Origin of the sequence: Sphingomonas sp. DC1600-2 (genome assembly GCF_049897605.1) — a bacterium.
Taxonomy (GTDB): Bacteria; Pseudomonadota; Alphaproteobacteria; order Sphingomonadales; family Sphingomonadaceae; genus Sphingomonas.
The window spans coordinates 55,774-74,803 of sequence record NZ_JAFCWO010000001.1 but is presented as its reverse complement, the minus strand read 5'-3'; the positions used below and the strand labels follow the sequence as shown (position 1 = coordinate 74,803).

19 protein-coding genes are annotated in these 19,030 nt (G+C 65.0%); 6 read left to right on the top strand and 13 right to left on the bottom strand.

From position 1 onward, the window contains the following. The first annotated feature begins 43 nt into the window (after positions 1–43). Genes motA through ACP7BL_RS00380 form a run of 4 tightly spaced genes read left to right on the top strand, consistent with a single transcriptional unit; the run spans position 44 to position 4,402 of the window. On the top strand, positions 44–907 hold the full coding sequence (gene motA / locus ACP7BL_RS00395) for a flagellar motor stator protein MotA (protein ID WP_010405307.1): 864 nt from the start codon (positions 44–46) through the stop codon (positions 905–907). A 52-nt stretch (positions 908–959) separates the two neighbouring features. Continuing rightward, the gene (locus ACP7BL_RS00390; protein WP_033964841.1) at positions 960–1,868 is read left to right on the top strand and encodes a flagellar motor protein MotB; all 909 of its coding nucleotides are present in this window, start codon (positions 960–962) and stop codon (positions 1,866–1,868) included. Continuing rightward, a complete protein-coding gene (locus ACP7BL_RS00385; RefSeq protein WP_426257325.1) occupies positions 1,865–3,259 on the top strand; it encodes a glycosyltransferase in 1,395 nt (464 codons plus the stop codon). The genes ACP7BL_RS00390 and ACP7BL_RS00385 overlap by 4 nt, the downstream gene beginning before the upstream one ends. 9 nt (positions 3,260–3,268) lie before the next feature. Next, complete coding sequence (locus ACP7BL_RS00380) at positions 3,269–4,402, top strand: GNAT family N-acetyltransferase (protein WP_426257324.1); 1,134 nt, start codon at positions 3,269–3,271, stop codon at positions 4,400–4,402. On the opposite strand, the gene ACP7BL_RS00375 is transcribed toward ACP7BL_RS00380, so the two are convergent. The 6 genes from ACP7BL_RS00375 to ACP7BL_RS00350 are packed head-to-tail and all read right to left on the bottom strand — an operon-like array spanning position 4,399 to position 11,859. Then, a complete protein-coding gene (locus ACP7BL_RS00375) occupies positions 4,399–6,015 on the bottom strand; it encodes a hypothetical protein (protein ID WP_426257323.1) in 1,617 nt (538 codons plus the stop codon). The genes ACP7BL_RS00380 and ACP7BL_RS00375 overlap by 4 nt on opposite strands. A 9-nt stretch (positions 6,016–6,024) precedes the next feature. Continuing rightward, on the bottom strand, positions 6,025–7,776 hold the full coding sequence (locus ACP7BL_RS00370) for a hypothetical protein (protein WP_426257322.1): 1,752 nt from the start codon (positions 7,774–7,776) through the stop codon (positions 6,025–6,027). A 46-nt stretch (positions 7,777–7,822) separates the two neighbouring features. Further along, positions 7,823–9,040, bottom strand: coding sequence for an argininosuccinate synthase (locus tag ACP7BL_RS00365; RefSeq protein WP_033966199.1), 1,218 nt, complete (start codon positions 9,038–9,040; stop codon positions 7,823–7,825). Between the two features lie 60 nt (positions 9,041–9,100). After that, positions 9,101–10,327, bottom strand: a complete 1,227-nt coding sequence (locus ACP7BL_RS00360) for an SAM-dependent methyltransferase (protein ID WP_033966198.1) — start codon at positions 10,325–10,327, stop codon at positions 9,101–9,103. Positions 10,328–10,345: 18 nt separating this feature from the next. Further along, the gene (locus ACP7BL_RS00355) at positions 10,346–11,107 is read right to left on the bottom strand and encodes a molybdopterin-dependent oxidoreductase (RefSeq protein WP_033966197.1); all 762 of its coding nucleotides are present in this window, start codon (positions 11,105–11,107) and stop codon (positions 10,346–10,348) included. After that, positions 11,104–11,859, bottom strand: a complete 756-nt coding sequence (locus ACP7BL_RS00350; RefSeq protein WP_126846694.1) for a cytochrome b/b6 domain-containing protein — start codon at positions 11,857–11,859, stop codon at positions 11,104–11,106. Before ACP7BL_RS00350 ends, ACP7BL_RS00355 begins: the two co-directional genes overlap by 4 nt. Positions 11,860–11,955: 96 nt before the next feature. Here ACP7BL_RS00350 and ACP7BL_RS00345 point away from each other — a divergent pair, with 96 nt between their 5' ends. Next, the gene (locus ACP7BL_RS00345; protein WP_033966196.1) at positions 11,956–12,585 is read left to right on the top strand and encodes a flavin reductase family protein; all 630 of its coding nucleotides are present in this window, start codon (positions 11,956–11,958) and stop codon (positions 12,583–12,585) included. A gap of 6 nt (positions 12,586–12,591) precedes the next feature. Here the strand turns inward: ACP7BL_RS00345 and ACP7BL_RS00340 are convergent, their stop codons facing one another. Genes ACP7BL_RS00340 through gluQRS form a run of 7 tightly spaced genes read right to left on the bottom strand, consistent with a single transcriptional unit; the run spans position 12,592 to position 18,300 of the window. After that, on the bottom strand, positions 12,592–13,461 hold the full coding sequence (locus ACP7BL_RS00340) for a 3-hydroxyacyl-CoA dehydrogenase NAD-binding domain-containing protein (RefSeq protein WP_426257321.1): 870 nt from the start codon (positions 13,459–13,461) through the stop codon (positions 12,592–12,594). Positions 13,462–13,499: 38 nt separating this feature from the next. Beyond that, entirely contained in the window at positions 13,500–14,267 is a 768-nt protein-coding gene (locus ACP7BL_RS00335) for a class I SAM-dependent methyltransferase (protein WP_426257320.1), read from the bottom strand. After that, entirely contained in the window at positions 14,264–15,241 is a 978-nt protein-coding gene (gene egtD, locus ACP7BL_RS00330; RefSeq protein ID WP_426257319.1) for an L-histidine N(alpha)-methyltransferase, read from the bottom strand. Before egtD ends, ACP7BL_RS00335 begins: the two co-directional genes overlap by 4 nt. 1 nt (position 15,242) lies before the next feature. Further along, complete coding sequence (gene egtB / locus ACP7BL_RS00325; RefSeq protein WP_426257625.1) at positions 15,243–16,502, bottom strand: ergothioneine biosynthesis protein EgtB; 1,260 nt, start codon at positions 16,500–16,502, stop codon at positions 15,243–15,245. Between the two features lie 35 nt (positions 16,503–16,537). Further along, the gene (locus ACP7BL_RS00320) at positions 16,538–17,137 is read right to left on the bottom strand and encodes a cob(I)yrinic acid a,c-diamide adenosyltransferase (RefSeq protein ID WP_426257318.1); all 600 of its coding nucleotides are present in this window, start codon (positions 17,135–17,137) and stop codon (positions 16,538–16,540) included. A gap of 38 nt (positions 17,138–17,175) precedes the next feature. Then, positions 17,176–17,418, bottom strand: coding sequence for a twin transmembrane helix small protein (locus tag ACP7BL_RS00315; protein WP_033966191.1), 243 nt, complete (start codon positions 17,416–17,418; stop codon positions 17,176–17,178). Positions 17,419–17,427: 9 nt separating this feature from the next. After that, on the bottom strand, positions 17,428–18,300 hold the full coding sequence (gluQRS, locus tag ACP7BL_RS00310; RefSeq protein ID WP_426257317.1) for a tRNA glutamyl-Q(34) synthetase GluQRS: 873 nt from the start codon (positions 18,298–18,300) through the stop codon (positions 17,428–17,430). A 135-nt stretch (positions 18,301–18,435) separates the two neighbouring features. On the opposite strand from gluQRS, the gene ACP7BL_RS00305 reads away from it, so the two are divergent. Beyond that, positions 18,436–19,002: an HNH endonuclease gene (locus tag ACP7BL_RS00305; RefSeq protein ID WP_033966190.1), complete on the top strand. Its 567-nt coding sequence runs from the start codon at positions 18,436–18,438 to the stop codon at positions 19,000–19,002. Positions 19,003–19,030: the final 28 nt, after the last annotated feature.

Here is a 19,030-nt window from a genome sequence, read left to right as displayed (position 1 = left end):
ACGCCTTCTGTAGGGCGGGCCAAAAAGGGGCACCCCGCGACTCATGTTTCCCGTCATCGGCATCGTCGTCCTTCTTGTGATGATCTTCGGCGGCTTCGCGATCACCGGCGGCGCGCTCGGCCCGGTGATGGAAGCGATTCCGCACGAAATGCTGATCATCGGCGGTGCCGCAGTCGGCGCGCTGATCATCGGAAATTCGATGAAGGAACTGAAGGCGCTGGGCGGCGGCCTGATGAAGGTGTTCAAGGGCCCAAAATATAAGAAACAGGATTATCTCGACGTCATCTTCCTGGTGTCGAAGCTGATGAAGATGCTGCGCACCGAAGGGCCGATCGCGCTGGAGCCGCATGTCGAGGATCCCAAATCCTCCGCCGTCTTCGCCGAATATCCGCGCCTGCTCGCCGACCACACGCTGGTCAACCTGATCGCCGACACATTGCGGCTGGTCGTGGTGTCGTCGGGCACGCTCGACGTCCATGCGGTCGAAGACGTGATGGATAACATGATCAAGACGCACCATCACGAAGTCGAAGGCCCGCAAGGCACGATCGCCACGCTCGCCGATGCGTTGCCGGCGCTCGGCATCGTCGCGGCGGTGCTCGGCGTGGTCAAGACGATGGGCTCGATCGACAAGCCGCCCGCGATCCTCGGCGCGATGATCGGGTCTGCGCTGGTCGGCACCTTCATGGGCGTGCTGCTGGCGTACGGCATCGTCGCCCCGCTCGCCAACCGGCTGAAGCAGGTCATCGAGGCCGACGCCGCGATCTATCACGTCGTCAAGCAGATCATCATCGCCTCGCTCCACGGCCACCCGCAGCCGCTCGTCATCGAAGCCGCCCGCTCGGGCATCGCGCACTCGAACCAACCCGGCTTCGCCGAGGTGTTCGACGGTCTGCGGGGGCGGTAAGCGTGGTCTGGTCCACGCCTTCGCGTGAAAATTCTTTGGCCGGTGTCCGCTAATGGCCACCGCGCGCGCGCCGCACGGCACCAACCTGCCGCCCAAGATCATCTACAAGAAGGTCTATATCGAAGGGCATGGCGGCCATCACGGCGGCGCGTGGAAGGTCGCTTATGCCGATTTCGTCACCGCGATGATGGCGTTCTTCCTGCTGATGTGGCTGCTGGGTGCAACCAACGAAAAGCAGCGCAAGGCGCTCGCCGACTATTTCTCGCCCACTCTGGTGCAACTGAAGGAAAACAGCGCGGGCTCGATGGGCCTGTTCGGCGGATCTTCGATCACCGACCAGGACAATTACCAGCATAAGGCATCGCAGACCGGCACGCGCTCGATGACGGTGCCGGCCGACGCCGTCGGCGGCGCACAGGTCGGCACCGGGCAGAAGGGCACGCTCAAGGATCGCGCAGCGCTATCCGCCGAGGATCGCAAGAATTTCGAGACGATGAAGCGCCAGATGGCGCGCGCAATGGCGGCAACGCCCAATCTCGCCAAGCTGTCCAACCATGTCCGCTTCGTCCAGACGCGCGACGGCTTGCGGATCGATCTGCTCGACGATGCCGACTATTCGATGTTCGACCTGGGCACGACCCAGCTTGAACCGCGCGCCTCGGCGCTGATCGGCCTTGTCGCCCAAACGATCAAGGACACCGAGAACCCGATCATGATCCGCGGCCATACCGACAGCCTTGGCTATGGCGACCCGCTGGCGATGAACAACTGGATGCTGTCGAGCGCGCGCGCCGAGGCAACGCGGCGTCGGCTGGCCGCAGGCGGCATTGGCGAAACGCGCTTCAATCGCATCGAAGGCGTCGCCGACCGCGAACCGATCATCAAGGGCAACCCCACCGATCCGCGCAATCGCCGAGTCGCGATTACCTTGCTGTACCGCGCGACCAGCTTCGGTCAGTGACCGTCGGACCAAACCCGATCCAGAATCTCGTCAAATGGGGCGTGCAGGCCGCGCTCGGCGTGTTTCTTCTCTATGGGTTGACCGCGCTGCCCGATTTCGACGGCCGCTGGGGCGTTTCGCTCGCCAGTATCGTGGTGGCCTTGGGCTGGATCGCCCTGGCAGGATTCGGCTTTCGCCTGTTGCGCGATCGGCCCGCGCCGCTGCCGTTCGCGGCATTGGCGACCGTCCTGATCGTGGTGCGCGTGGCTTTTGCGCTGTTCGCGGTGGGGCGAACCTCGACGGGCGACCCCAATAGCTACCTCAATTTGGCCAAGGGTCTGCTTGCGGGCCAGGGCCTGGTCATCCACGAGCCATATTTCGGCAGTGCCTGGCGCGCGCTGTTCCCGCCACTCTATCCGCTCCTTCTGGCGGGCTGGGGCGCGCTTGCCGGATTTACCACGCCGTCGGTGCTGGCGCTCGGAACACTGATCGATGGCACTGCGGCGTGGTTGATCGTCTTATTGGGCCGCCGCCTCGGCCGCGCAGTCGCGGGACGACGCGCAGCGTGGCTTTATCTGATGTGGCCGTCCGTGCTGTTTTCGGCACCGCTCGCACAAAAGGAGGGGCTGTGCGGGCTGCTGATCCTGGCGCTGGCACTGGCCTGGATCGACCGTCGACCCGGCTGGCGCGGCGCGCTCGCGCTGGGGCTTCCGGCTGGCTTGCTCGCTTTGACCCAGCCGGGCGAGGCACCGCTCACCGCGCTCTTTGGCCTGGTGCTGGTGCGCCGCATCGGGGTGTGGCCCATGCTCGCGGCGGGGCTGCGCGGCGCGCTCGTTGCCGGGGCGGTGCTGCTGCCGTGGTGGGTTCGCAACTGGATCGTCTTCCATGCCTTCGTACCGCTGACCACCGCCAGCGGTGCCAGCCTGTGGATCGGCAACAACCCCGACGCCACCGGCAATTGGGAGCCCCCGCCCGCCACTCTCAAAGGCATCCCCGAGCTCGCTTATGGCAAACGGATCGGTGCCATCGCGCTCGGCTGGATCGAAGCGCATCCGGCTGCCTTTCTCCGGCTGACCGTGACCAAGTTGCTGCGGGCCTGCGGTATTGCCGAATTTGGTATCAATCGCCTCCTCGCAATGGGGCCGCCCTTTCCGCGCGTGCTCGCGGCGGCGCTATGGCCGCTGGCGCAGGGAGCGCATCTGGCGATGCTCGCCATCGCCGCGCTTCGGCTGGCGCGCATTCCCTTCACGCTAGTTCTGCTGATCGCGGCGTGCGGGTTGCAATGCGTGCTGTTTGGCGTTTGGTTCGAATTCGGCGAACGCCACCGCGACTTCGCCACGCCCTTCCTGCTGCTGGCCTTGTGTTGCTCGTTCGCCGCCAGAACGGTTGAGAAGCTGGACGTGAAGCCCTAGCTTAAGCGCGTGAGCAACGCCGTCACCGCCCGTATCGCCGATGGCGTCTGCGCTATCCCGGCGGAGGCATGGGATGCGTGCGCCGGCCGCGACAATCCGTTTGTCAGCCATGCCTTCCTGTCGATCCTCGAACGTTCGGGCAGCGCCCGGGCGCGCACCGGCTGGCAACCGATTCCGATCCTCATCGACGGGGCCGATGGCCAACCCGCCGCGATCGCGCCGGCTTATGCCAAGAGCCACAGCCAGGGCGAATATGTGTTCGACCATGCCTGGGCCGACGCATGGGAGCGGGCGGGTGGCAGCTATTACCCCAAGCTGCAGGTCGCGGTGCCGTTCACCCCCGCGCCGGGCCCGCGGCTGTTGCTGCGCGACCCTGCACAAGCCCCCGCGCTGATCGCGGCGATCGAGGCGGTGACCGACCAGCACGGCCTCTCCTCCGCCCACGCGACCTTCGTCTGTCCCGATCAACTCCCCGCCTTTGAGGCGGCAGGCTGGCTGATCCGCGAAGGCACGCAATTCCACTGGCAAAATCAGGGCTACGGTGCCTTCGACGATTTCCTGGGCGAGCTCGCCAGCCGCAAGCGCAAGGCGATCCGCAAGGAGCGTAGCGGCGCGATCGAAGGGCTGACGATCCGCCATGTGTCGGGATCCGATATCACCGAAGCCGATTGGGATGCCTTTTGGGTGTTCTATCAGGACACCGGCGCGCGCAAATGGGGCCAGCCTTATCTGACGCGGCAGTTCTTCTCGCTGCTCGGCGAGGCCATGCCCGACCAGGTCCTGCTGATCTTCGCCGAACGCGACGGGCGGCCGATCGCGGGCGCGCTCAACCTGATCGGCACCGACACGCTGTACGGCCGCTATTGGGGCTGTACCGAAGAGGTACCCTTCCTCCATTTCGAACTGTGCTATTATCAGGCGATCGACGCCGCCATCGCGCGCGGATTGAAGACGGTCGAAGCGGGGGCGCAAGGCGAACACAAGCTCGCGCGCGGTTATGTGCCTGTGCCGACTTGGTCAGCGCATTATATCCCGGACCTAGGCTTCCGCCGCGCCATCGCCGATTTTCTGGTCCGCGAACGCGAATCGGTCGAATCCGACCAGGAATTCCTCGGCGCGATGACGCCGTTCAAGCGCGGCTAGAACGGCGTCGGCACCGGGCGGATGCGCGGGCGGAGCGCTTCGTCGCTGATCTTGATGCCCGGCGCACCATGGTCGACCCGGTAGAGCACGCTCGTCCCGTCGCGCCAGATCGGCACCAGCCCGGCATTGAACTTGGGATCATAAGCGGGCGGACGGATCAGCCAGACATAGTCGAAGGCATTGCGCGGGAAGCGCGCCATCGCACGGCTGATCGGCCGCCACCATTCGCGCGGGCATTGTACGCTGGTCACGATTTGCGACGGATCATGCGCGAAGCGCCCGGCCGGCAGATAGCGCGTGGTCAGCAATTGCGCCCCGGCCATCGACCATTGATCGTTGGTATAAGCCATCTTCCGCTCGAGCGCGATGGCCGACAGATGTTCGAGCCGGGTCATCGTCCACGGGCTGCCGCATTCGGTGCCGATGAAGGTGACCAGCCGCGCGCCAACCGGCAGATGATCGAGCGCTTTCAATTCGCGGTCATAATCATCGGCGAACATCCAGAAACTGACCGTGCCCGCCGCGATCCGCACCAGGAAAAACGCCAGTCCCGCCGCCGCCAGCGTCGCACTGCCGCGAATCGACAAGCCCTTCTTAGGGCGCAACGCGATGATCGCGATGCCGAGCATGAACGGGGCAAGCCGCATGTCGGCATAGGCCGAGCCAAACACGATCCGCGGCAACACGATGAACACGACGAGCAGGAACAACGCCGACAGCCCGAGATTGCGTGAATATTCGACATTGGGATCGCGAAAGCCGCGAAACAGGATCAAATACAGCACCGCGATCGACGCTATATCGAACGCCATCCAGCGATCGCGGAGCGCCATCGTCAGCCAGCCGATTTTGGCGCGCCAGTTGAACCAGTCGCCGGTCTCCCCGCCGACATGCTCGCCGCTGCGCCATACCACCATCAGGATGATCGGCAAGGCAAGCGGAACGCAGCCGAGCCCGGCGCGAACCCATGCCTTGATCCAGCTCATCGGCCCCCGGTCGGTGCGCGCATCATGCTGACGGACCATTTCCGCCGAACAGGCGAGCACGCCGAGCACGCCCCAGCCAAAGGTGTGGCACAGCCAGATCAGGCACGACAGCGGCACAAAGATCGCCGCGCGCAACCGGAAATGCCCGGTGCGCGCCAGCCGCAACCACAAGGCAAAGGCGTTGAGCGCCAACGCCATCGACAGCGCGAAGTTCACGAACCCGAATTGGAAGGCATAACTATAAGCGAGCGGCAACGCGAATAGCGCCGTCGGCGGAATGCGCCCATGCACTTCCCGCGCGATCCACAGGAAACCGGTGACGGTCAGCGCCGGGATCGTCATGACGATCAGCTTGACCGCCAGTTCCAGCCCGAACAGCTTGGCCAGCGGGATGATCAGAATGTCGATCCCGAGATTGCCGATCAACTGCCAGCTGAAATTGTACCAGTCGGACAGCCAGGGATACGCCTCGCGCGACAATTGCACGCGGTAGCGGCCCATATGCCCCGGCAAATCGACCAAGGGCGGGATTTCCGGGCGCAATAACGGGATGATCGCCACCAGCGCCATCAGCGCGACGAACGTGCGTGTCTGCCACCAGTGCAGCTTTTCGAGATCCCCCTGCATTTGCGGCTCTTACCGCGCAGGTTGCTTCGGAAACAAGCCGCCTTGAACGCGATAAAGAAACAGCGCCCGCTCGCGCGTGGGGATGCGCCGCAGCCAAGGCGGCGGCGCTCCCCGTTTCAGCGCCTCGGCCAGCGTTCCCGCCGCTGCCCCGCCGAAATCGTCGGCGCGCAGCGCGACATAGCGCAATTGCCATGTTTTCGCGACGGTTACGCCCTGATCGGGCTGCCCGAGGAAGAAGCGATAGACCGCCAGATTCCCGACATTGTTCCGATGATAGGGCGCGCCCACCACCTGCAATCGCGTCGCGCCGATGGCATAGGCCCCGAGATCGAGCGGAGCCAGCAACCGCCCGGGCGGCAGTGCGGCAAGGTCGAGAAGCCCCTTTTCGCCGGAGGCCGCTGCCGCATCGGCGGCACGTGCGCCGGGTTGCGCCGTGCTCGCCCGTGCGGCCACGGCTTGCGCGGCCATCGGATACAGCATCCCGGCCGAGGCAAGCCAGGCCCCCGCCAAGGACAGCGAACCGCGCGCGCGCGCCGCCGCAATGACCGCCGCCAGCGCGGGGGCCGCCAAAATTGCCCCGGCATAGGCCCCGCGCAATTGCAAGCACGTTACCAGCAAGGCCGCGACCTGCACCAACAGCATACTGGCCCAGCGCGGATCGCGCGTGACCGACACCCGCCAAGCGCTCGCTGCCACGCCCGCCACCATCACCCCGGCATAACCAATGGCGATCGGCAACGGTGTCGCAAACAGCGGCTGTGCCTCGCCCACCTTGGCCAGCCACAAGCGAGCCAGCATCGGATCCACCATGCCATAAGGCGACAAGCATTGCGGCGCGACCAGCACCATGCCGACGCCGACAACGATGACGATGATCGACCCCAATATGGCTCGGGTCGCGGGGCGCGCGATGTCGCGGGCCGCCAGTGCCATGCCCATCGGCGCAAAGGCCGCGATCACGGCGGCGCGCCAAGTGACCATCGTGAAGCCATCGCACCCGGGATAGCCCCAGGAGGAGGTCCGGAAAACGATCGACGCCGCCAGCAACCCGGCACCAAGGCCGATCCCGAAGCCCATCATCCGGTCGTCGCTCCCGGCGCTTGCCCGCAACCATCCGATGGTCATAGCGACGCCCGCCGCCGCGATCAGCGGCGCGGTTTCCAGCCCGATCACCACGCTGGCAGCAGCGGCGAGGCCGGCGACCAGCCCCGGCTCCATCGCCGGACGCGCGACCAGCGCGCGCACGACGATCAGCAACAAAAACACCTGAAGGCCGTGATGGTCGACTCGTCCGGGCACGAAGATCGTCGTGGCAGGAAAGGCGACCGCCGCGACAACGGCGGCAGTCCGCGCGATCGCCTGACCGCCCAGCACACGCGCAATCCGCGTCGTCAGGCAAAGCGCGCCTGCGAACAGCAAGGTCGGCCATGCGATCACCGCGACAAGCTCAGCCCAGTGGTGCCCGACGACCGGGGTCAGCGACACGATGAACGTCGCGGGGAGGAGGTCGGGAAGGCGCGACCAGTGCATTTCCAGCCCCGCCCCCCAACCCAGACGGTGTTGCGCGAGATCGGCAAAGCCCTGACCCGCAATCCAGTCGCGAATCTGCTGGAGGCGCATCATGTCGTCGGTATCGGTCAGTTGCAGCGCGGACAGCGCGGCCCAGTCGCGCCACGCCCAGCCCGCGCACAACACCGTAGCGAGCGCGAACGCACACAGCGCATCGCCCAACCGCGTCCGACGAAATTCGACCAAGTCCATGCCCGCGCTTTAGACGCAGGCCGTTAAAACAGCGTGTAGACCCGTGTTAGCGGTCGCGCCGTCCGAGCAACCGCAACCGCAACGCATTGAGCTTGATGAAGCCCGCCGCATCGCGCTGGTCATACGCGCCCTGATCGTCCTCGAAGGTGACGACCTTCTCGGAATAGAGCGAGAAGGGCGATTTGCGCCCGGTCACGATGACCGAGCCCTTATAGAGCTTCAGCCGCACGGTGCCCGCGACCTTCTCCTGGCTATGGTCGATCGCCGCCTGCAGCATCTCGCGCTCGGGGCTGAACCACAATCCATTATAGAGCAGTTCCGCATAACGCGGCATCAGCTCGTCCTTCAAATGCGCGGCACCCCGGTCGAGCGTGATCTGCTCGATCCCGCGATGCGCCAGATGATAGATCGTGCCGCCCGGCGTTTCATACATGCCGCGCGACTTCATGCCGACGAAGCGATTCTCGACCAGATCGAGCCGCCCGATGCCGTGGCGACGGCCCATTTCGTTGAGCGTTTCGAGCAAGGTCGCCGGCGACATGCCCACGCCATTGACCGCGACGCCATCGCCACGCTCGAAATCGATCGTGATCGTCTCGGGCGCGTCGGGCGCGTCCTCGGGGTTGACCGTGCGCGAATAGACGTAATCGGGGACTTCATCCCACGGATCCTCAAGCACTTTGCCCTCGGACGAGGTGTGCAGCATGTTGGCGTCGGTCGAGAACGGGGCCTCGCCGCGCTTGTCCTTGCTTACCGCAATCTGATGCTGCTCGGCGAACTCGATCAGCTTGGTGCGGCTGGTCAGATCCCATTCGCGCCACGGCGCGATCACCTTGATGTCCGGTGCCAGCGCATAATAACCAAGCTCGAAGCGGACCTGGTCATTGCCCTTGCCGGTCGCGCCGTGGCTGACCGCATCGGCATTCACCATCCGCGCGATCTCGATCTGGCGCTTGGCGATCAGCGGCCGCGCGATCGAGGTGCCGAGCAGATACAGCCCCTCATACAGCGCATTGGCGCGCATCATCGGGAACACGTAATCCTTGACGAACTCTTCGCGCAGATCGTCGATGAAGATATGCTCGGGCTTGACCCCGGCCAGCTCGGCCTTCTTGCGCGCGGGCTCCAGCTCCTCGCCCTGGCCGAGATCGGCGGTGAAGGTGACGACCTCGCATTGGTAGGTCTGCTGCAGCCATTTGAGGATGACGCTGGTGTCGAGGCCGCCCGAATAGGCGAGGACGACGCGGTTGATCTTATCGGTCACGGGCAGGATCCTTCGTAGTCGCGTGCCCCCTATGCGAGGCGGCGCGGCCGTGCAACCGGGTTACCGCCGCAAACGCCGCTCGCCCTCGATCATATAATCACGCGTGATCGGCAAGACGTGGCGATTCTTGGCGAACTGCACCTGGTAATTGACCAGCCCGCCAAAGTGAAACGCAGCCCCCGCGCCGGCGAGGTAGAATTGCCACATGCGGAAAAAGCGCTCGTCATAGAGCGCCACGATCTGCGCACGCGCCGCAACCGTACGATCGTACCAATCATCGAGCGTATAGGCATAATGCAGCCGGAGCACCTCCACATCGGTGACCATGAAGCGCAGGCTTTCATTGGCGGAAACGATCTCCGACAGGGCGGGGTTGTAGCCGCCGGGGAAAATGTACTGCGTCGTCCATTTGTCGGTCACGCCCGGGCCACCCGCGCGCCCGATCGTGTGGAGCAGCATCACGCCGTCCTCGGTCAGCAAGTCGCGACACTGGCGGAAGAAGGTCTTGTAATGTGCGGGGCCGACATGTTCGAACATGCCGACCGACACGATCCGGTCGAATTTGCCCTGCACATGGCGATAATCGATCAGTTCGAACGTGACCATGTCCGACACGCCTGCGGCCGCCGCGCGCTCCCGCGCGACTTTCAACTGCTCTTCGGACAGCGTCACCCCCAGCACCCGGGCACCGGTCATCTGGTGCAGGTACAGCGCCATCCCGCCCCAGCCGCAGCCGATGTCGAGCACGGTCATGCCGGGCTTCAGCGCCAGCTTGGCGGCGATATGCGCCTTCTTGTCGTCCTGCGCCTGCTCCAGGCTGTTGGACGGGTCGGTGAAATAGGCGCAGCTATATTGGCGGTCGGCGTCGAGGAAGAGATCGTACAGGCGGCCCGACAGATCATAATGGTGCGCAACGTTGCGCTTGGACCGGCGCGCCATGTTGATTCGACCGATGCGATGCGTCACGGCCTGGATCGCACGGCGCATCGGCGAAGGGGCAAGTCCGTTCTGTCCGGCCTCCCACGGATCGTTCATCGTCAGCAGCCGGACGAGATCGCGCACATCGCCCTGCTCGACCACCAGTCGCCCGTTCATATACGCCTCGCCCGCACCAAGCCCCGGATCGCGCACGATCGCAGCGGCAGCCCCGGCATCGGTGAAGCGGATCGCCACGTCGGGGAAACCGGGTTCGGGCGTCCCGAAGTTCAAGGTCTTGCCGTCGGCGTGGTGGACGGTGAGCGTGCCGCGCTGAACGCGCTTGGCGAGAAACAAATCAATCAGTGCCATGCACAGGCCACTAACGCGTTAAATGCCTGCATACCAATCGTAATCGACACGATCTTCCCAATATCCGCCTTTTCCGAGCCCGATCCCGGCGAGCGAGGCGACCGCGTCGATCCGCATCACATATTTGGCGTGCTTATATCCAAGCTGCCGTTCAACCCGCAGCCGGATCGGCGCACCGTGCGCCACGCTCAGCATCCGGTCGTTCATCGCCCACGCCAGAATCGTCTGGGGATGGAAAGCGTCGATCAGGTCGAGCGATTCGTAATAGGCTTGGCCCGAATAGAGATCGGCGCAGGTAAACACGACATAGCGTGCGGCCCTGCGAATATCGGCCGCATTCAGGATCGTGCCCAGCATCGGCCCGTGCCATTTGCCGATCGCGCTCCATCCCTCGACACAATCGTGCCGCGTGATCTGCGTGCGCGCCGGCATCGCCATCAACGCCTGGTGCGAAATGGAAAGCGGGCGGTTGACAAGCCCGCCGACTTCCAGCCGCCAATGCGCGAAATTCTCCGCGACCATCGCGTTATATCTGTCGGTATTGGGGTTGTTGGTGCCGTTGACACGGAAGATTGGCGACATCTGGTCGGGCCGATATTCTTTCGCCAGGCTGTTGCGATCGGTCAGCGCGCGCGCGAGACCGTAATTCATCTTTTCGCCGGAGAACAGGATCTTGCGAAGCGACGGCGTGTTCGCGACCTGGTCGCACCCGCTGAGCAGCGCACCCGCGCCCAAGGCTCCGGTGGTGAGCAGCGCGCGCCGCGTGATGATCGCGCTCATGCCGCTTCCTCCGCATCTTGGTCGGCGGGAATCGTCCACCAGCCCGTCACCATCGATTTCACCTCGGGCCACGCCCCGGCGAGGATCACCAGCACCAGATGGACAATGATAAACAAAACCAGTCCGCTCGCCGCGATGAAATGCACCGAGCGCGCCGAAGCCCGCCCGCCGAGCACATCCAGCATCCACGGCCACGCCGCGACCATGGTCGGCGACAATACCAGCCCCGACAGGATCATCATCGGGATCAGGCCGAAAATCACCAACACATAAGACAGCTTCTGGAAAATATTGAATGCGCCGGGATTTTTGGGATCGTGGAAGCGGAAGGCGAGATGTTCCTTCAGATCGAACCATAAATGCGCCGGAGCGAGCTCTTTCAGCCGAATCCGCAAGTCCTTCTGAAAATGCCGGTTGACCAGGCTCGATACCATGAACGCCAGCAAACCGAATGCCAGCACCAACGCGAACAGCAAATGCCAGCGCCGCGCGATTGCCAGATTGTACCCGGCCGGGATCGTGAGAAACGATGGCGCATGGGGCGGGTTGAACCACGCATGATCCGGATTCGCGCCATATTGCCCCCAGTAAAGATGCGGATGCGCGTTGAGGATCGTCAGCCCGCTGCCGATCATGATGAAGATCGTCACCACGTTGAGCCAATGCCACAGGCGCGTCACCAGCCGGTGGCGATACAGCACGGTGGCGGCTGCCGGAGGACTATCGGAGGTCGGCGGGCTTGTGTCGGTCATACAGAACCCTATTCGAGCCAAGGGACGGCGTGGTTACAGCTACGCCAAATCGGTCGCGCACGATATTCGAATTTCGAACGGAAGGCCTGCTTCAAGATGACAGAGCACCATTTCTACGAACCACGCAACGGCCACAGGACCGTCCCCGGCCTGGCCCACGATCCCCTGAACGCGATCGTGGCACCCCGGCCGATCGGCTGGATCAGCACGCTCAGCGCCGAGGGCGTGCGCAACCTGGCACCGTACAGTTTCTTCAGCCTGTACAATTACCGCCCGCCCATCATCGGCTTCACCTCCACCGGCTGGAAGGACAGCGTCGCCAACGTCACCGCCACGGGCGAGTTCGTATGGAACCTCGCCACGCGCGATCTTGCAGAGGCGATGAATGCGAGCGCGGCGACGGTCGCGGCGGATATAGATGAATTCGACCTCGCCGGTCTGGCGATCGCACCCTCCCGCATCGTCGCGCCGCCACGGGTCGCGGCAAGCCCCGCCGCGTTCGAATGCCGTCATACCCAGACGCTGCGGCTGGCATCGGCAGATGGCACGACCCTCGACACCTGGCTGGTGCTGGGCGAGGTCGTCGGCATCCACATCGCGCCGCATCTGATCGCGGACGGTGCCTATCGCACCGCCGCCGCGCACCCGATCCTGCGGGGAGGCGGGGCAGCCGACTATTTCGAGATAGGCGAGGCCGCGCGCTTCGCGATGCGGCGGCCGGACTAGCCGCCCTTACCGTGTCGGCACCGGCTCCGCGCCGGTATAATCGTAAAAGCCGCGCTTGGTCTTGCGGCCGAACCAGCCGGCCTCGACATATTTCACCAGCAGCGGGGCCGGGCGGAATTTAGGGTCGCCCGTCCCTTCGAACAGCACGCGGGTGATTTCCAGGCACGTGTCGAGCCCGATAAAGTCGGCAAGCGTCAGCGGCCCCATCGGGTGGTTGAGCCCGAGCTGGCACGCCAGATCGATGTCGCGGATCGTCGCCACGCCCTCGCCCAGCGCGAAGCAGGCTTCGTTGAGCATCGGCATTAGGATGCGGTTTACGATGAAGCCCGGCGCATCATTGGCGTGGACGATCGCCTTGCCGAGCTTCTGCCCAAACGCCTCGACCGCCTGCACCGTCGCGTCCGAGGTGGCGAGGCCGCGGATCAGCTCGATCAAGCCCATCACCGGCACGGGGTTGAAGAAATGCACGCCGACGAAACGGCCCGCATCGGGGGCGGCCTGCGCCAGCCGCGTGATCGGGATCGAGGAGGTGTTGGACGCGAGGATCGCGGTGTCGGACAGCACCTTGCCGACCTCCGCGAAGATCGCGCGCTTGATTTCCTCGCGCTCGGTCGCCGCTTCGATGACGAGGAAGGCCGGGCCCATCTCGGCGACGCTCGCCACCGGCTCGATCAGCGCGAGCGCGCCGTCGCGCGCATCCGCAGTGATCTTTTCCTTGGTCACCAGCCGGTCGAGCGCCTTGGCGATGCCGGCCTTGCCCGCTGCAGCGCGTTCCAGCGACACGTCGCTGAGCAGCACATGAAACCCCGCTTGCGCCGAAACCTGCGCGATGCCCGCGCCCATCTGACCCGCGCCGATTACGCCTACCGTCTGCATATCCCGTCCTTCGCTCCTGTCTGCGGTCGCTTTAGGGGTCACGCGATGCGACGGCAATCATAGGCCTTGGTGATATAGGGGAACGTCACCGGATCGGATGCGAGTTCGGGGGTCGCCGCAATCAGATCGCGCACTTCGGCCACCACCCCGGCCCGCTCCACTTCGGGCAAGGCGGCGATGAAGCTGGTCGACAGCGTGCGTCCCACCACCACCGCTTCCGCAGTGCCAACATGGGCATAGCGAAACGCACTTTCGCCAAGCGGCGAAAAACCGTCTGCGGGGAACACGTCCCGCCACGCATCGCCTTGTTCGCGCAGCGCCTGCCCCTGATGCGCGTTGGTCAACACCGACAATCGGTCAACCCAGGGCACCGCGTGATCGCGCAAATTCCACACCAGCCCAAGCGCCCCGCCGATGCGCAAGACGCGCCGGATTTCTGCCATCGCCGCCGGAGTCGCGAACCAGTGGAACGACGTCGCGCAGACCACCGCGTCGACGCTCGCATCGGGGAGCGGGATCGCATCGGCCTGCCCCGACACCGGCCGCACCTCCGGAAAATCGGCAATGAGATGTTCCAGCATCGTCGCCACCGGATCAAGCGCGGTGACCTGCGCGCCGCTGTCGACAAGCAAAGAAGTGAATTTCCCCGTTCCCGCGCCGATTTCGAGCACGTCGCTCCCACGCTCGATCCCCAGAGCGCCACGCAGCCAATCCAGGATTTCAGGCGGATAGCCGGGTCTGCTGGCGGCATAGACATCCGCGCCGCGCCCGAAGCCCGTTGTCGCGACCGGGTGGACACCGGTCACGGCGCATGCCGCGCGGGTTGTGCCTCCGCCAGGATCACCGCGAACAGCCCGTCCGGATCGGTCCACTCCGCAACCGGCGTCCATCCGCCCGCCCGCAGCAGGATGCGGGCATCGCGCGGACCGTATTTGTGGCTGTTCTCGGTGTGGATCGTCTCGCCCGCCGCCATGTCGAACGGACGCCGCTCGATCGTGAAGGCGACGTCGCGGATTGCTTCCAGATGCATCTCGATCCGCGCGCGATCGTCGTTCCAGATCGCGCGGTGGCGAAAAGCGTCGAGCGGGATCGTTCCATCCAGTTCGCGGTTGATGCGTTCGAGCAAATTGAGGTTGAACGCCGCCGTCACGCCCTGCGCATCGTCATAGGCCGCCTCCAGCACGGCCGCATCCTTGATCCGGTCCATCCCGATCAACAGCATCGCGCCCTCGCCCAGCGACGCCTTCATCGCGCGCAGCAAATCGACACTGGAATGCGGGATCATGTTGCCGATGGTCGAGCCGGGGAAGAACCCAAGCTTGGGCGCGGCAGCCACTTGTGCTGGCAGCGCGATCGGATGGAGGAAGTCGGCTTCCACCGGCAACACCGGCAAACCGGGAAAGGCGGAGGCGAGCCCGGCCGAGGATTCGCGCAGGAAATCGCCTGAAATATCGATCGGCACATAAGCGGACGGCTCGACCGCACGCAGCAGGATCGGCGTTTTGGTCGAGGAACCCGATCCGAACTCGACGACAGCGCGCCCAGCGCCCGCGATCCGCGCAACCTCGGCGCAGCACGCCCGCAGAATCGCGGTTTCGGTGCGCGTCGGATAATATTCGGGCAGATCGGTGATCGCTTCGAACAATTCCGATCCGCGCCGGTCATAGAACCAGCGCGCCGGAATCGCGCGCGGGCGGCTGGCAAAGCCGCGCAGCACGTCGTGGCGAAACGCCGGATCGGCGAGCGTGACCTGGCCATCCTCGATTTCGGGCTTCAACATCTCAAAGATCCTTCGCCAGCCGAACGCCGGTGAATTGCCAGCGCTGGTGCGGATAAAAGAAATTGCGGTAGCTTGCCCGCATATGGCCGCGCGGTGTCGCGCACGATCCCCCGCGCAGCACACACTGCCCGCTCATGAACTTGCCGTTATATTCGCCAACCGCGCCTTCGACCGCGCGAAAGCCGGGATAGGGCCGGAACGCGCTGCCGGTCCATTCCCACACATCCCCGAAGAAAGCAGGCCCACCCGTCGCCGGGCGCGGCTCGACCGGGCCGGCCATGTCCATCTGGTTGCCACCCGCGAGATCATGCGACGCAGCCGCGGCTTCCCATTCGGCCTCGGTCGGCAAGCGCGCGCCCGCCCAGCTGGCATAAGCGTCGGCTTCGTAGAAGCTGACATGCGTTACCGGAGCGGCGGGATCGATCGCGCGCCGTCCATCGAGCCCGAAGCGCGTCCAGCCGCCATCGGCCCGCTCCCAATAGAGCGGCGCGGCAATGCGTTCGCGCTGCACCCATGCCCAGCCATCGGACAGCCAATGGCGCGGTTCGGCATAGCCGCCATCGGCGACGAACGCGGCCCATTCGCCATTGGTGACGGTGCGATCGGCCAGCGCATGAGCGCCGAGCAACACCGCATGGCGCGGCCCCTCGGCATCGAAGGCGAACCCTTCGCCGTCGTACCCGATTTCGACAATCCCGCGTGCGCCCTCGATCCAGCCGACCGGCCCCGGCATCGCCACAGGCACCTTGCGTGGGGGTGCCCATATGGCGGGTTCGACCGGGTTCTGCGCCATCAGATGGACAATATCGGTGACGAGCAATTCCTGGTGCTGCTGTTCATGCTGGCAGCCCAGTGCCACCAGGTCTTGTGCCGCCTTGGGAAGATCGGGCAGCGCCGCTGCCAGCGCCGCATCGACATGCGCGCGATAGGCCAGGATCTCCTCAAGCGATGGCCGCGTCACCATGCCGCGCCGCGCGCGCGCGTGGCGCTTGCCCTCGGCCTCGTAATAGCTGTTGAACAGGAACGGAAAGCGCGCGTCATAAAGCGCATACCCACCGACGAAATCGCGCAACACGAACGTTTCGAAAAACCAGCTCGTATGCGCCAGATGCCATTTCGCGGGCGAGGCGTCTTCCATCGACTGCACGGTGGCATCGGCATCCGACAGCGGTGCGACCAACGCGACCGACAGCGCGCGGACGGCTCGAAAACGCTCCACCAGCGGGCTTGCCGGGCGTTTGGGGACTGGTCGCCTTTGCATCGTCATGTCCCCTTCCCTCAGAAACGCCAGCCGTGCTAGCGCGTCGCTCCCGGTCGCCACAAAACGTCGCCACCCGCCATTTGGTTCACTATGCGCGCGGCGACGAACAGATAATCCGACAGACGGTTGAGATAGGCGAGCGCGAGCGGATTGAAAGCCTCCGTCCGCGTCGCCGCGACCGCAGTACGCTCGGCGCGACGCACCATCGCACGGGCGATGTGGAGTGCCGCTGCCCCGGCTGTTCCGCCCGGCAGGATGAAACTGGTCAAGGGTGCCAGACCAGCGTTCATCCGGTCGATCTCCGCCTCAAGCCGTTCGACTTGCGCCGTCACCACCCGCAGCGTCCTTTCAGACGGTGCGAAGTCGTCGCCGTCGCTCTCGGCTTTCGGTGTCGCGAGATCGGCACCGAGATCGAACAAATCGTTCTGGATACGCTCGAGCCATGCCGACAATTCGGCGGCGGGCAACCCCTCTTGCGCCAGCGCGGCGATCGCCGCGCCAATCGCGCTATTGGCTTCGTCGACATCGCCCATCGCCGCCAGCCGCGCGGCGTCCTTGGCAATGCGCGATCCGTCGACCAGCCCGGTCGTGCCGTCATCGCCGGTACGCGTGTAGATGCGGTTGAGCTTGACCATATTTTATCCCAACCGCCGGGCTGCGCCCAAAGCGAAGCTCAGCCCTTGCCGGCGAGCCACATCAACAACACAACCAGGAAAATCGCGACCGCCTGCAACATCACGCGATATTGCATCATCTGGTTGGACCGCACCGACGATGCGATCCGCGCCTCGCCGGGGTTCGCCCCGTCGCGCAAATCCTGGCTCGCGCCGAGCAGGAAAATGACCAGTCCGCGAACCAGCACGACGACCACCGCGATCATCGCGGCGACCAGCAGGATTGTCAGGAAAGTGCTCATGCCCCTAACCTAGGCGCTTTGCTCGGCAATGCCAATGCCCGCTCCCCCGGCCCGCAACCGCGCCGCCAGCGCCCGCCCATCTTTGCCGCGCAACCGCACGCTTTCGAGCGTCGGCGCGTCGTTGCGCTTGGCCAGCCGCTGCCCGTCGGGGCCGACCAGCAACGCATGATGGTGATAGAGTGGCGTCGGCAGCCCCAGCAGCGCCTGTAGCAACCGATGCACGTCGGTCGCCGCGAACAGATCGACCCCGCGCACGATATGCGTCACGCCTTGCGCGGCATCGTCGACCGTCACCGCGAGATGATAGCTGGCCAGCGCATCCTTGCGCGCCAGCACGACATCACCTTGCGCCAGCGGATCGGCGCGCACTCGCCCAGCATCCGCATCGCGCCACCACAGGCCCTCGCCTGCCGCCAGCGCCACCGCGCGCGCCATATCCAGCCGCCAGGCATGCGGCACCCCGCCTGCGATCCGCGTCGCGCGTTCCGCCGCGCTCAACCCCCGGCACGTTCCCGGATAGACCGCTTCGGGACCATGCGGGGCCGACTGGCTCGCGGCGATTTCGGCGCGCGTGCAGAAACAGGGATAGAGCAGCCCCATGTCCCGCAAGCGCGCCAGCGCCGCGGCATAGGCATCGCCGCGCGTCGACTGGAACAGCACCGCCCCGTCCCAATCCAGCCCCAGCCACTGAAGGTCGGCCAGGATCGCAGCGACATGATCGGCGCGGCTGCGCGTGCCATCGATATCCTCGATCCGCAGGAGGAAGCGCCCGCCGCCCGCGCGCGCCAGATCGTGCGCCAGCACCGCCGAATAGGCGTGCCCCAGATGCAGCCGCCCTGTCGGACTCGGCGCAAAGCGCGTAACGACGTCGCGCACGATCACCCCAACACCGCTCTTGACCACGAGTCGCGCGCTGTGCTGAAATCGTTAACGACAGGGTGCGGTGTCATCACAGCGTCATCCTAATGGGCTTGAAGCCCGGCAGGAAGCGCCACTCAGTGGTAAAAGGGGGTCTGTATGTACCATCCCGATCTGATCCGCCATCCGGATGGCTGTCCCGCACTCGTGCTCAATGCGGACTATACCCCGCTGAGCTATTATCCGCTTTCGCTATGGCCGTGGCAGACCGCGATCAAGGCGGTGTTCCTCGACCGCGTCGACATCGTCGCCGAATATGAACGCGAAGTGCGCAGCCCGACGCAGCGGATCAAGCTGCCCTCGGTGATCGCGCTGAAATCCTATGTGCGACCCTCGGCCTTTCCCGCCTTCACGCGCTTCAACCTCTTCTTGCGCGACAAGTTCATGTGCCAATATTGCGGGGCCGGTCACGATCTGACCTTCGACCATATCGTGCCGCGCGCGCAGGGCGGGCGCACCACCTGGGAGAACGTCGCCACCGCTTGCTCGCCATGCAACCTCAAGAAAGGCGGTCGCACGCCCAAGCAGGCGGGCATGCCGCTGCACATCGACGCGATCCGCCCGACCAGCTGGCAATTGCAGGAACATGGCCGCCGCTATCCGCCCAACTTCCTGCACGATACCTGGCATGACTGGCTGTATTGGGATGTCGAGCTGGAAGCATAGGCTGCAAACGCAAGGGTTTTTGCAAAGC